Origin of the sequence: Spirulina sp. CCY15215, assembly GCF_016888125.1 — a bacterium.
Taxonomy (GTDB): domain Bacteria; phylum Cyanobacteriota; class Cyanobacteriia; order Cyanobacteriales; family Spirulinaceae; genus CCY15215.
Map to the genome: position 1 here is coordinate 1 of NZ_JACSWA010000557.1, position 13,973 is coordinate 13,973.

The following is a 13,973-nucleotide window of genomic DNA, read 5'->3' on the forward strand; positions in this document are numbered from 1 at the left end:
TCTAAACTGTCTGCCGCCTGCCTACGGGTATATTCATCGTCAGTAGTTTCCATAATTCTGATTAAAGCTGCTATCGCTTGAGGATTTCCTTGTCCGATTTTCCCCAAACTCCTTGCCGCCCGCCTACGGGTATATTCATCGTCAGTAGTTTCCAGAACTCTGATTAAACCTGCAATCGCTTGAGGATTTCCTTGTCCGATTTCCCCCAAACTCTCTGCCGCCCGCCTACGGGTATCTTCATCGTCAGTAGTTTCCATAATTCTGATTAAACCTGCAATCGCTTGAGGATTTCCTTGTCCGATTTTCCCCAAACTCCTTGCCGCCCACAAACGGGTATATTCATTTTGGCAATTTTCAATAATTTGAATGAGTTCTGTAGTAGCAAGTTGTTGAATGGTTTCTGGTATCGCCTCTCTCGCCCCTTTTTTAATCGGATCGAGACAAGTTTGCCATTCCTGCTTTTCAATATTGAAATAACCAAACCCCCACTTCACCACCTGCTTAACAATCTCTGAAGCGAGGGAACAAGCCTTAAATTCATTAATCACAGCAGCAGCTAGAAAATAGGCTTGATGTCCATAAAAATCTCTTATTCCAGCTTGAAACTCAACTAACGCCTGAATAAATCCCTCCTTCTCCTCATCCACAACATCCCCACGCCCCAACCACAACAAAATCACCTGCTTCCACTGCGGTTCAAAAATCCGATATTCCTTCCCCGCCACCGGAAAATTAACATGATTTCGAGGTAAAAAATAATCCCAATCCTCCACCGCCAACGCTGCAAAATACTCCTGAAACGTCGCATGATAAAAGGCAAAAATAGAATCTCCTCGCTTATCTCTGCCCACCCGATTCAACCAGCCCAACCGCAACGCCAAATAACCCAACGATGTCTCATCCAATTCCTCCCCCAAATACTCTTCCACCAAAGCCTGGGATAACCGAAATCGCTCCTGGGGTAAATTCAGCGCAACCTTAGCCAGTTCCCCCAGTTGCCGATTCAACTCCTGCTTTAATTTCGTGATATCCTGCTTTAATTTCGTGATATCCTGCTTTAATTTCGTGATATCTGTGCCACAGCGCTGGGCATGGTGGCGCAACTCCTGCAAATTCCGATTCCACTTATACACCTCTTTCAGGTAACGGGCATACAAGTCTGCCTGGGTATCCGGTAAACGGCGATCCTCCTCCTGCCAAAACTGCCCGTATAACCCCGCCTGCGTTTCCGGTAAACGGCGATCCTCCTCCTGCCAAATTTGACACAACATCCACAACCGCAAGGGATTCAAAATCAACTCCTTGAGACGGGAATTTTCCGACAGTGCTAACGCCTCCTCTAAACTCTCCCCCGTTGCTGCATCCCCTATCCCAACAAACCAACGGCTAATATAGTCCCTCACCTGTTCGGGGTTAAACTCCAAATTGCGAAACACATCAAACCCCGAAAAAGCATTCTTATCCGCTTCCCAGACATTCACCCGACAAGTCACCACCACCCGCGCCGCTTGCACCCATCCCCCCAACAGTGCCAAAACATGGCGATTTTCCACCTTAGATGTCATTTCATCCAACCCATCCAACAATAACCAAATTCGGTGTTTTTGTTGGGTGAGTTCGTCAATTGCGAGGCTTTTACCTGTTGGTTTGAGCCAGATTTCTTCAATATAGTGGGTAATTGTTGGCTGGGTTACATCTGCCAAAGATATCCAAATTGGCAACCCCAAATCTTGCTCTAAAATCCAATCGGCAATCTTCTGTAACCGCGTGGTTTTTCCCGAACCCGGTTCGCCAATAATCGCTATTTTTCGCCCTTGACTAATTTCGCCTTTCCCTTGTCGCAACACCTCTTCAAAAAAGCCTTCTTCTGCAATGGGAATTAGTTTTTCTTCTTTCTTTTCTTCCTGCTGATTTCTTGAGGTAGGTTTGGGCGGTTTGCGTTCAACAATTGCTAAAGGAACATAAATATCATCCAGTTGCAGTTCTGCCCCAGGAAGATGAGACTCTTTTGTGGTGAATTTCTTTTGTTCTGCGAGGTTTTGACGACAAATTTCTTGCCAGTCTTCTAAAGTCAATGATTTTGGGTTGAGAATCTCAATAATTTTTTGCACATTTTGGTCAGTACGATCAACGACTGAGAACATATCTGTCATCGTCAAAGCAACTTGCTCTTGTCCAACTCCAATCTCCGTTAAACTTGCATTAATGGCTGGTAAATATTCTAATTCAAAGGCTCTATAGGCACGTTCATTAGTTTTTAATTGCTCAATAAAATGATCGTATATTCTGGAAAATAAATTCGTCTCTATTTGATTATGATAATCTGGTGGTATATCAGCAATTCCTTGTAATGCTTGGCTAATTAGTCGGGTTTCTAATTCTTTTATCTGTTCGCCAATCGGTTGACCATGAGACAGTAAAAGTTGCTCAATTTCTGCCGTATTTTGCAAGGGAGATGCTATTTCCGTCTCGTCTTTGGCATTTTTTACTTGTTGTAACTCAGTTTGCCATTGTTTAATTTTTTGTTTAATTTTTCGATCAATTTTTGTCGGTAAATAAAGGCGAAATGACTGAATTTTTTCCGATTCTGTCGGTAAATAAAGGCGAAATGACTGAATTTTTTCCGATTTAAACTCTGTGGCAATTTCTATCAAGGCTTGCAAGTAAGCGATCTTAATCGCCTTTTGTAAGTCGTGATTAATGGGCTTTGTCTGTTTTTGAAAGCGCCTGAAAAGACTCCTCGCATCAATGGGAGACGTGACAATGTTGATCATCACAGGCAACAGAATCATGGAAAAAGGATCGATAGCCATAATCCGAGAGGTGTTGAGAGTTAACGGTCATTCTAGCATTTAGCTGTTAACAAGTGTGGTACTTAAGGTTAATTTAACGAGCGATCGCCAAAGTTGAAGTTTTTAAAAACTTAAAAGCGCGATCGCCTCTCCAGTCATTCTTTAGTTTTGGCGCTTTGGAAGAGCGATTTTTTCTACAGATAACCTCTCCTCAACCGCAAAAATCTGTAGATTCGGGACAAGTAACTTGGTAGCCGATCTGCAATTTTATCTATAATGCTTATTGTAGGCTCAGATTGAGAAGAGATTGCGATCGTGCCAGCTAAAGATATTTATCATAATATTGTCAGACAAGCGCTTATCAAAGCTGACTGGACGATTACTCACGATCCATTGCCTTTGAGGTGGGCAAAGCGGAATTTATCGGTTGATCTGGGTGCAGAACAGTTATTAGCAGCAGAAAAACACAAGCAAAAGATTGCAATTGAGATTAAAAGTTTTTTGAGAGAATCAAGAATTGCCGACTTGGAGCAGGCTTTAGGACAATACACAATTTATAGTGATATTTTAGAAAAAATTGAGCCAGATCGACAAATTTACCTTGCCCTTCCTTTAAATGCTTTTACAGAAATTTTTGAAGGAGATCGATTTGGTCAATTTCTCTTAGATAAAAATCGCCTTAAACTTCTTGTTTTCAATCCGCAAGTGGAGGAAATTGTCAAATGGCTTCCTTAGAAAATTATCGCAACATTGTTCGCCAACTTTTACAGGACTATGCTGAGATTCCTACATCGGATGAGAATATACAAAATGAAACGCTTTTTGATGTTGAATGCGATCGCTATTTGCTTTTAGAAATAGGTTGGTCAAAAGGATTGCGGGTTCATCATTGCGTGATGCACATTGATATCATTGAAGAGCAAGTGTGGATTCAAGCCAATAATACCGATCGCCTAATTGCCGAGGAATTAGTTGCAGCAGGAATTCCCACCGATGCGATCGTCTTGGGGTTGCAACCTCCTGAAGTTAGACCTTATACGGCTTATGGTGTTCCTCATTCTCAAACTCAACAAGTATTATTAGAAATTGGTGGCGATCGCCAAAGTTGAGGTTTTTAAAAACTTGAAAGCGCGATCGCCTCTCCATCTCTGTTTCTCAAACAAGGGATTTAAGCAATACCTAAACCCGTGTATTGTCTAAACTCTGGTGGTTGCAACCCGACAATAATATCTTCTCTTGTCACTCCTCTTGCTAACAGATCGTCCGCAATAGGAGAATCGGTTTGGTTGCGTTGAATCCAAATTTTTCCCTCGCGAATTTCGATATGAATGACCGCAGAATAAATTCGTCGTTGTCCATCCCATCCTAAATCAATTAACAAATAGCGATCGCGTTGCAAATCAAAAACAGTTTGAGATTCAATGTCACCACCAATGGGTTGAACTCGAGCGTGGTCAGCAAGCAAATCTTGAATATTTTGTCGATATTGCGTTAATTTATCCATTTTACAATTGCCTCATTCATTGGGTCATAAACAAGCAACTTTAATTCATACCGTTGAATTGCCGCTTTGGGTAAATCTCGGAGAAAAAAAGATTGGTAAGCAGTAAGGGGAATGGCGAGATAAAGAATGCGTTCTGGTTCTATTTCCTCCAAAACTAAACGATAATTTAAAAATTGTCCCAGTGCCAAGTGAAAATCAAACATGGCAGAGTCATTTAAAAAACTCTTAATTTCTACAGCAATTTTTTGTCCGGTACGTTCTGCACCTAAAATCTGTTTTGCACCTAAATCAATCTGAATTTTATCTTCTTCTCCAAATTCAATTCGTAATGGATCGTGAGTAATCGTCCATTGCTCCTTAATGAGCGCTTGTTTTACGGATTCGTGAAATTTATCTTTGGCCACTGTCTGTGAGGTTTTTAAAAACTTGAAAGCGCGATCGCCTCTCCAGTCATTTTACGGGCGATCGCTACATTTATTAGACTAACCCAGAAGTTCTATAATTCTAGGGACAGAGAAATTTTACCATGAACCATGATTTCAGAGCCGAGCTTTCCCGCAGGTCAAGAAGCATTAAGCCAAGGGGATTATGAAACAGCGATCGCCCATTTTCAAGGACTGTGCGAAGTTGAATTAGACCCCCAAATTCTGACAAGTGCGCGTCAGTCTTTAGTTTTGGCGCTTTGGAAGGGCGATCGCCAACAAGACGCGATCGCATTCTGTCGCGACCTCGCACAAGACCTAGAGGAAAATCCTTGGGCGGCCAAAACTTACAAAGATTTAGTTCTACGGTATCAGAAACAAGCACAGGGGACAGAAGAACAGAAAACGGGAAAACGACAGTTACCCACAGCTTATCAGTCCCCCTCAGAAGCCGCAGCAGCAGCCGTATTTGTATCTGGAAGGGAATGGCGTAATGCGGAACGTGCGAAGACCTGGAAGCGCCTGAAAGCCCCCCAAGAATGGAAGTTTTGGCTGAGACAGGCGATCACAACTTTGATTTTATTTTGGGTGGTGCGAACAAGTCTCGATTGGGGGCTGGATTTTGTGAATAATATTCTCGCAAGATTACCTTTAGTTTCGCCAATTCAAGGGTTTTATCAAAATCCAACTCGCAATATTTTAATTTTTCTGGTTATTCTTCTCGCGGTTTCACCTTGGCTTTTAGATTGGGTTTTCAAATATTTCTATAAACTCGAACCCCTCAAGTTTTCTCAACTCGCTTCTCAATATCCAGAAACAGCGAAGGTGCTGCAAAAACTGGCGACACAATACAAGATTTCTCGCCCTCAATTGGGCATATTACCAACAAGTGCGCCCTTTTCTCTAACTTATGGCAATCTTCCCCGCAATGCCCGAATTATTGTTAGTGATTCCCTCCTCGAACAACTGGAAGATGACGAATTAGCAGCCATTTTTGCTTCACATTTTTCGCAAATTGTCAAGGGCGATTTTATCTTTTTTTCTGGGGCGATCGCCTTATTACAAATTCCTTTTACCCTATATTGGCAAACCACGAAATGGGGAGAGAATCTCAGTCAAATTGTCCCTCAAACTTACCCTCAATTTGTTGCGTCGTCTGTGCGATGGATTGGCGGTTTGGGGGCTGCATTATTTTATAGCACCTATTGCCTCTGGCGGCTACCTTTGCTCTATTTTTCTCGACAACGACTCTATTATAGCGATCGCTTTGCGGCGGAGTTTACAGGTAATCCTAACGCCCTCAGTCGTGCTTTACTAAAAATTGCAGTAGGGATGGCGAAACAGATCGAACAACGACAAGAAACTATTTGGATTTTAGAAGGATTTGATCTATTAATGCCCGTCGGTTATCGACAAGCCTTGAGTTTGGGAAGTTTGCCGGATAAAACCCCTTTTGCAGATGTATTAACATGGGAATGTACCAATGAGTATCGCTATTGGTTAGGATTATTTGAACCTCATCCTTTAATTGGCGATCGCATTTATTTGCTCAATCGTTATGCTAATTTCTGGAAATTGTCCCCCGAAATCGATTTGCCAACTTTGATTCAAGAGAAAGAAGAGAAAAGAAGATTTAAACTGGAGGAATTCTTTTGTTTATTTTTAACGCTTTATTTGGGATATTTAACAAAATGGATTGATTGGAGTCGCGGGCTTCAACAGACGATTTATTCGGTTATCTTTATTCTCGTTGTTTTATTTTTAACTGCTCGTTTAAAAGAATATAAAGATTTTTTGGTTCTATTATTGGTCTGGCTGAGTTATGAAAATGGAGTAAATTTAGTTTCAATATTTATCATTTTTCTAGCAATTTTACTATTAGATAATCAATTAAATTTAGAGAAATTGAAAAATAGCTATAAAGCCTTACCTTTATTACAAACCTCCATGTTGTTTGGTTTATTGTTTGGTTTAGCAGCAAGAATTACTTTATGGATAATTGGACTAGCAAGCGACTATTTAAGTGCTTGGGTTCGCCTTCCGCTTTGGCGCTTAATTTGGCTTTATAATACAGTTAATCCGTTTCTCGATGCCTGTATTTTGGCTGCATTTAGTTTTTGTATTATTGTTTGGATCAATCACTATTTTCCCAATATTCGTATTTCTCCCACTCGCAAAGATCCGCGTATTGAAGACTTACTCTCTAACCCTAAATCACTGCCTCCTAATAATCAAGGCGTTCGCTTAACTGGAAGATTAATGGGACGGAAAGGCATTAGTAATTGGTTAGCACAGGATTTGATGTTAAAAACCTCGTCAGGTTCAATTCGCTTGAATTTTGTTTCTAAAGCAGGTACTATTGGGAATCTGTTTCCCATTCCTCTACGTCCAGAACAATTTTGCGATCGCAAAGTAACGGTTTCCGGTTGGTTTCGTCGAGGCAGTATTCCTTGGATCGATGTCGATGAAATTCGCACAACGGGAACAAAAAGCACTCGTAGCGGTTATCCAGTTTGGGTAACGGTGTTAGCAGTTTTGTCAGCGCTTTGGAGTGCTTGGTTAATTTGGAATGCTTAAATTCCAAAGAAAGTATTAAATTATTCAGACAGTTTCCCAACAATCCTTCTACACTGGAAAAATTATCAACTCAAAAATGTGGGGAAAACATCGCCGTGAAATTAGCCCAGCGCGTAACACAAGTGCCTCCTTCCATGACTTTAGCAATTTCAGCCAAAGCCAAAGCCATGAAAGCAGAAGGAATTGATGTTTGTAGTTTTAGTGCCGGGGAACCGGATTTTGATACCCCAGAACATATTAAAGAAGCCGCTAAAAAAGCATTAGATGAAGGGAAAACCCGCTACGGACCCGCAGCCGGAGAACCCAAACTAAGGGAGGCGATCGCCGCTAAATTAAAAGAATATAATCACTTAAACTATCAGCCTGAGAATATTATTGTCACCAATGGCGGCAAATTCTCCCTCTTTAACCTCATGTTGACCTTAATTGAGGCGGGAGATGAAGTCATTATTCCCGTTCCTTATTGGGTCAGCTATCCCGAAATGGTGAAACTGGCGGGAGGGACTCCTATTCTCGTTCCCACAGAAGTCAGTAATGGTTATAAAATCACCCCCGAACAACTTCGCCAAGCGACAACGGAAAAAAGCAAACTTTTCGTGCTTAATTCTCCCTCCAACCCAACCGGGATGGTATATTCCCCCGCAGAAATTCGCGCTTTAGCTGAAGTTGTTGTTGAGAAAGATTTACTGGTGGTCTCCGATGAGATTTATGAAAGAATTCTCTACGATGGTGCAGAACATTTAAGTATTGGTACTGTTAGTCCGGAAGTTTTTGCCCGGACTATCATTAGTAACGGATTTGCGAAAAGTTATGCCATGACAGGTTGGCGCGTGGGTTATGCCGCCGCACCGTTAGAATTAATTCAAGGCATGACAAAAATTCAAGGGCATAGTACCTCAAATGTTTGCACTTTTGCTCAATATGGCGCGATCGCGGCTTTAGAAGGAACTCAAGAACCTGTAGAAATCATGTTGGCCGCTTTTAGCGAACGTCGCCGTTTTATTCTCGATAGCATTGCGACAATTCCCCATCTGAGTTGTCCGCAACCCAATGGCGCTTTTTATGTTTATATCGATATCAAGGAAACGGGAATAGACCCCCTTGAATTTTGTAATATTTTGCTGGATAAGTATCATGTTGCAGCGATTCCTGGCATCGCTTTTGGTTCAGAAAGCGAAGTTCGGATGTCTTATGCAACAGACTTAACCTCAATTCAAAAAGGCATGGAACGATTAGCAAAATTTGTTGCGTCTCTTTAAGTTTAGGTAAGTTCTCGAAACAGAAGACAACATTACAAGAGCGATCGCCTTAAAATTAAGGTAGAGCCACTTAGTGGAGAGTCAATAAATAAATGGCATACCAAAAAATATTAGTTGCTGTCGATCGCTCGCAGCAAGGGGAATTGGTCTTTAATAAATCCTTAGAAATTGCCCGAAAAAATCAGGCTCAATTAACGATCTTTCACTGTCTTCCCATCGACACGCGGGAAAATCCCGCAATTTATAGCGACCTTTACGGGCAGAATTTAGGCAATTATGCCCGCGCCATTCAAGAACACCTCGATCGCGAAAAAGAACAAACCCGTCAATGGCTAACCGCCTATTGCGATCGCGCGGTTCGTAGTGGGGTACAAGCGGACTGGGATTGGCAATTTGGCAATCCTGGACGGCGCATTCAACAAATTGCAAAACAATGGCAACCCGATTTAATCGTTGTCGGTCGCCGCGATCGTAACAACATTCAAGAGTTAATGATGGGCAGTGTCAGCAATTATATCGTTCATCGCGCTTCCTGTTCCGTGTTGGTCGTCCAGGGAAGCGAATCTCAACAGTAGAGAATATAAAGGGAGAATTAACATGAGTTATCAAAAAATTCTCGTGGCGATCGATCATTCCGAACGTGCCAATATTGTTTTTGAGGAAGCACTTCACTTAGCCAAAGAAAACCAAGCGAAATTGCTCGTTTTCTACTGTCAGCCCTTTGAAGAAGGCATCAACTTGAAGCGATCGGTTTATAGCGGAGAATTTATCACTCAAGTACAAGACTTACAAACAGAACTTGAACGGGAAGAAGAAGGAGATCGCGCCTTCCTCGCGCAATACTTGGAAAAAGCAAAAGAATATGGTTTAGAAGCTGAATGCGGACTCAAGCGAGGAGATGCGGGACGCTGGATTTGTAGCGTGGCTAAATCTTGGCAAGCAGATCTGATTGCGATCGGTCGTCGCGGTCATTCTGGACTAACCGAACTGTTTTTGGGCAGTGTTAGCAACTATGTTCTACACCATGCGTCCTGTTCCGTCTTAATCGTACAAGGAAAAGGAAAAGCCTGAAAGTTAACTGCTAAATAGAGTCCAATACGATCGCGATCGCCAAAATACAGCGATCTAGAAACGGGAAAAATTGGCGATCGCGAGTTTTCTTAAGGATTTGATTAAGAGAAACCAGAATTTCGTAAAGAGTTGTTAGATATTGGTTAAATTTAGGATTCCGACTAGCTTCTAGGAGAGTGGTTTTGTTATGGTTGAGAAGTGAAAAAGAATCGAGAAATCCTCAAGCCGCGATCGCCCCTCTTAACTAGAAACTTGACTAGAAAATAGACTAGAAAACAACTATGGTTCAGCTTAAAGAAATCCCTCAAACCCCCACCCTATCCCTAGCAGCACCCGTTCCCCAAGAACTCCCCCTTCATGTTACTACCCAGCGCCCTTGGGGGTCTTTCACCGTTCTCGAAGAAGGATCGGGTTATAAGATTAAACGTATTGAAGTTAAACCCGGTCATCGCCTCAGCCTGCAAATGCACTATCACCGCAGCGAACATTGGATCGTCGTCTCCGGTACCGCTAAAGTGACTTGCGGGGAAAATATTTCCATTCTATCTAGCAATCAATCTACCTACGTTCCTCAATGTACAGCCCACCGCTTAGAGAATCCAGGCTCGATTAATTTAGTCATTATCGAGATTCAAAATGGGGAATATTTGGGAGAAGATGATATTATTCGCTTCCAAGACGATTACAAGCGCAAGTGAAAAGGGAATGGGCGATCGGGAACTCCATGACTAGACCCATTACCCATTACCCATTACCCACAATAATGATTGTTTTAAGTCAATCCGCAGCCCATGAAATCCGTCGCTTGCAAGCGACCTGTAATACACCGGACAGTCAACTCCGCTTAAGCGTTAAATCCGGGGGCTGTGCGGAATTTTATTATATTTTAGAATTTGCCGATGCTGTCACCTCAAGCGATCGCCACTACGAAAGCACTGGAATTAAAATTATCGTAGACCCCGAAAGCGATCGCTATCTGTCCGATTTGAAACTAGACTATTCCCAAGATTTAATGGGAGGAGGCTTTCGTTTTCATAATCCCCAGGCTCTGAAAACCTGTAGTTGCGGCAATTCTTTTTCAATAGAATCAGTTTGAGACAACTTTTTCCAACTCTCTACACTCATCCCCCACAAACTAATTGCAAAAAGTTTCTTGACACCCCCCCTCAATTCTGGCTATGATGGGAGACTGTCACGCAATATGAAAATCAACGAAAAATAAAGCTCTACGCCTAACTCATGCCAACCATTCAGCAACTGATTCGGAGCGAACGCTCTGTCGCCAAAAAGAAAACCAAATCACCAGCACTAAAAGAATGCCCCCAGCGTCGCGGGGTTTGTACGAGAGTATATACAACAACACCAAAAAAACCCAACTCGGCATTGCGGAAAGTCGCCCGAGTTCGCCTCACTTCTGGATTTGAAGTGACTGCTTATATCCCAGGCATTGGTCACAACCTACAAGAACACTCCGTTGTTTTGATTCGAGGCGGACGGGTTAAAGATTTACCTGGAGTTCGCTATCATATTATTCGCGGCACTTTAGATACAACTGGTGTAAAAGATCGTCGTCAAGGTCGCTCTAAATACGGAACAAAACGTCCGAAAGAATAATCTCAAGAATAATTTCTAGATTATGCTAAATTGCTGAATACTAAATTGCTGAAACTGAAAAGGAGTAGTTCTTTAGTCAAATCTTTGAGCGTTTGTGAGTGAGCGACTTAAAAATTCATTTAATTGTCTTGTCAATTCAATAAAGGATAAAATCAACAATGTCTCGTCGCCGGGTTGTCAAAAAACGTCCCATTCCCCCCGATCCCGTTTATAATAGCCGCCTGATTAGTATGACCGTGCGGCGGCTCATGCGTCACGGTAAAAAATCCTTAGCATTTCGGATTGTTTACGATGCCTTGAAAATTATCGGGGAACGCACGGATAGTGAACCATTGGAAGTCTTTGAAACTGCCATTCGCAACTTAACTCCCCTCGTGGAAGTTAAAGCCAGACGAGTCGGTGGTGCGACTTACCAAGTTCCTATGGAAGTTCGCGCCAATCGTGGCACAACTTTAGCCCTGCGTTGGCTATCGAAATTTTCTCGGGCGCGATCGGGTCAAACCATGGCCATGAAACTGGCCAATGAGATCATGGACGCAGCTAACGAAACCGGTGGTGCCATGCGTAAACGAGAAGAAACCCACCGTATGGCTGAAGCCAACAAAGCCTTTGCTCACTATCGATACTAATTAAATATTAATTAAATATTAATTAAATATTAATTAAATTTAATTAATGTCAGATAGGAAATTGGAGAAGGCGATCGCCAGATCCCCATCCGAAAAAACCCCCAAAGAAATTCTCATTTCCACCTTCTTCAGAAAGGGTTTGAAAAAGTTATAGAATTGTAAATAGCGTACATATAAAGTAACAAAGCCATTAATCTGGCTAAGACTAAGGAGGTCAATGTGGGACGAACTATCCCGCTAGAGAAAGTTCGCAATATTGGAATCGCGGCGCATATTGATGCGGGTAAGACGACGACTACCGAGCGCATCTTATTTTATTCCGGTATCGTTCATAAAATCGGCGAAGTCCACGATGGCAACGCCGTCACAGACTGGATGGAACAAGAACGAGAACGGGGAATTACCATCACCGCCGCCGCCATTAGCACCAATTGGCAAGAACATCGAATCAATATTATCGATACTCCAGGTCACGTGGATTTCACCATTGAAGTCGAACGATCCATGCGAGTCCTCGATGGTGTAATTGCGGTTTTCTGCTCTGTGGGAGGCGTTCAACCTCAATCCGAAACCGTTTGGAGACAGGCCGATCGCTATAAAGTCCCTCGGATTGCCTTTGTGAACAAAATGGATCGCACCGGAGCAAACTTTTTAAAAGTTTACGAACAAGTCAGCGATCGCCTACGTGCCAACGCCGTTCCCATTCAAATTCCCATCGGGAGCGAAGGAGACTTTAGAGGCATTGTCGATCTCGTCCGAATGCGGGCCAAGATTTATGGCAACGACATCGGCACAGAAATTGAAGATGTCGAGATTCCTGAAGAAGTTAAAGCCCAAGCAGAGGAATTCCGCACCAAATTAGTAGAATCCGTAGCTGAAACCGATGAAGTGCTGCTGGAAAAATATCTGGAGGGAGAAGAGTTAAGCGAAGAAGAAATTCGCACAGCCCTGCGAAGAGGCACAATAAATGGCTCAATTATGCCCATGCTCTGTGGCTCCGCCTTCAAAAACAAAGGCGTGCAGCTTCTCCTCGATGCCGTTGTTGACTACTTACCCTCTCCCACCGAGGTTCCCCCCATTAAAGGGATAGTTCCAAGCGGTGAGGAAGAAGTTCGTAAAGCCAGTGATGAAGAGCCTTTTTCTGCCCTCGCCTTCAAGATCATGGCAGACCCCTACGGACGCTTGACCTTCCTGCGGGTTTACTCTGGTGTTCTTAAAAAAGGAAGCTACGTTTATAACTCCACCAAGGATAAAAAAGAGCGAGTTTCTCGGCTGATCGTCCTCAAATCTAACGATCGCATCGAAGTAGACCAACTCCAAGCAGGGGACTTGGGAGCCGCGATCGGGCTTAAAGATGCCATTACCGGGGATACCTTATGTGATGAAGACCAGCCAATTATTTTGGAATCTTTGTTTATTCCCGAACCCGTCATTTCCGTCGCGGTAGAACCCAAAACCCAACAGGATATGGACAAGCTCAGTAAAGCCCTACAATCCTTATCCGACGAAGATCCGACCTTCCGAGTCAGAACCGATCCGGAAACCAATCAAACCGTGATTGCGGGTATGGGAGAACTGCACTTAGAAATTCTGGTAGACCGGATGTTACGAGAATTCAAAGTCGAAGCCAATGTGGGACAACCTCAAGTTGCCTATCGGGAAACCATCAAAAAATCCGTCAACAAAGTTGAAGGTAAATTCATTCGTCAAAGTGGTGGTAAAGGGCAATACGGTCATGTTGTCCTAGACTTAGAACCAGCAGAATCCGGAACAGGTTTCGAGTTTGTCTCGAAGATTGTGGGAGGAAAAATCCCCAAAGAGTACATTTCCTCCGTAGAGCAGGGCATGAGAGAATCTTGTGAAACGGGTATTCTAGCAGGCTATCCCCTCATTGATGTCAAAGTCACCTTGACGGATGGTTCTTACCACGAAGTAGATTCTTCAGAGATGGCCTTCAAAATTGCCGGCTCTATGGGAATGAAAAACGCCGTGCAGAAAGCCAATCCCATCATCCTCGAGCCGATCATGAAAGTCGAGGTTGAAGTCCCCGAAGACTTCCTCGGTGATGTCATGGGGGATTTAAACTCCCGTCGAGGTCAAATCGA

14 protein-coding genes are annotated in these 13,973 nt (G+C 43.0%); 11 read left to right on the forward strand and 3 right to left on the reverse strand.

Annotated features, from left to right (window positions below):
* The coding region (locus JUI58_RS19420) for a HEAT repeat domain-containing protein (RefSeq protein ID WP_204105465.1) at positions 1-2,813 on the reverse strand (2,813 nt) is incomplete at its 3' end.
* 294 nt (positions 2,814-3,107) lie between these two features.
* Here JUI58_RS19420 and JUI58_RS19425 point away from each other — a divergent pair.
* Together JUI58_RS19425 and JUI58_RS19430 are read left to right on the forward strand one after the other, a co-directional pair.
* A complete protein-coding gene (locus JUI58_RS19425; protein WP_204105466.1) occupies positions 3,108-3,527 on the forward strand; it encodes a XisH family protein in 420 nt (139 codons plus the stop codon).
* A complete protein-coding gene (locus JUI58_RS19430) occupies positions 3,515-3,901 on the forward strand; it encodes a XisI protein (RefSeq protein ID WP_204105467.1) in 387 nt (128 codons plus the stop codon). The genes JUI58_RS19425 and JUI58_RS19430 overlap by 13 nt, the downstream gene beginning before the upstream one ends.
* Before the next feature lie 59 nt (positions 3,902-3,960).
* On the opposite strand, the gene JUI58_RS19435 is transcribed toward JUI58_RS19430, so the two are convergent.
* Both JUI58_RS19435 and JUI58_RS19440 read right to left on the reverse strand, forming a co-directional pair.
* On the reverse strand, positions 3,961-4,296 hold the full coding sequence (locus JUI58_RS19435) for a XisI protein (RefSeq protein ID WP_204105468.1): 336 nt from the start codon (positions 4,294-4,296) through the stop codon (positions 3,961-3,963).
* On the reverse strand, positions 4,284-4,700 hold the full coding sequence (locus JUI58_RS19440) for a XisH family protein (RefSeq protein ID WP_204105469.1): 417 nt from the start codon (positions 4,698-4,700) through the stop codon (positions 4,284-4,286). Before JUI58_RS19440 ends, JUI58_RS19435 begins: the two co-directional genes overlap by 13 nt.
* A gap of 129 nt (positions 4,701-4,829) precedes the next feature.
* Here JUI58_RS19440 and JUI58_RS19445 point away from each other — a divergent pair, with 129 nt between their 5' ends.
* The 9 genes from JUI58_RS19445 to fusA form a co-directional block, all read left to right on the forward strand.
* A complete protein-coding gene (locus tag JUI58_RS19445; protein ID WP_204105470.1) occupies positions 4,830-7,295 on the forward strand; it encodes a M48 family metalloprotease in 2,466 nt (821 codons plus the stop codon).
* A gap of 95 nt (positions 7,296-7,390) precedes the next feature.
* Positions 7,391-8,554, forward strand: coding sequence for a pyridoxal phosphate-dependent aminotransferase (locus JUI58_RS19450; protein WP_204105471.1), 1,164 nt, complete (start codon positions 7,391-7,393; stop codon positions 8,552-8,554).
* Between the two features lie 92 nt (positions 8,555-8,646).
* Positions 8,647-9,129: a universal stress protein gene (locus JUI58_RS19455; protein ID WP_204105472.1), complete on the forward strand. Its 483-nt coding sequence runs from the start codon at positions 8,647-8,649 to the stop codon at positions 9,127-9,129.
* A gap of 22 nt (positions 9,130-9,151) precedes the next feature.
* A complete protein-coding gene (locus JUI58_RS19460) occupies positions 9,152-9,625 on the forward strand; it encodes a universal stress protein (RefSeq protein ID WP_204105473.1) in 474 nt (157 codons plus the stop codon).
* A 281-nt stretch (positions 9,626-9,906) separates the two neighbouring features.
* The gene (locus tag JUI58_RS19465) at positions 9,907-10,323 is read left to right on the forward strand and encodes a phosphomannose isomerase type II C-terminal cupin domain (RefSeq protein WP_204105474.1); all 417 of its coding nucleotides are present in this window, start codon (positions 9,907-9,909) and stop codon (positions 10,321-10,323) included.
* A gap of 26 nt (positions 10,324-10,349) precedes the next feature.
* On the forward strand, positions 10,350-10,721 hold the full coding sequence (locus tag JUI58_RS19470; protein ID WP_239121586.1) for an iron-sulfur cluster assembly accessory protein: 372 nt from the start codon (positions 10,350-10,352) through the stop codon (positions 10,719-10,721).
* A gap of 143 nt (positions 10,722-10,864) precedes the next feature.
* Positions 10,865-11,239, forward strand: a complete 375-nt coding sequence (gene rpsL / locus JUI58_RS19475; RefSeq protein WP_204105475.1) for a 30S ribosomal protein S12 — start codon at positions 10,865-10,867, stop codon at positions 11,237-11,239.
* Between the two features lie 158 nt (positions 11,240-11,397).
* Positions 11,398-11,868, forward strand: coding sequence for a 30S ribosomal protein S7 (gene rpsG, locus JUI58_RS19480; RefSeq protein WP_204105476.1), 471 nt, complete (start codon positions 11,398-11,400; stop codon positions 11,866-11,868).
* 219 nt (positions 11,869-12,087) lie between these two features.
* Positions 12,088-13,973: elongation factor G (gene fusA, locus JUI58_RS19485; protein ID WP_204105477.1), on the forward strand; the 1,886-nt coding region annotated here is incomplete at its 3' end.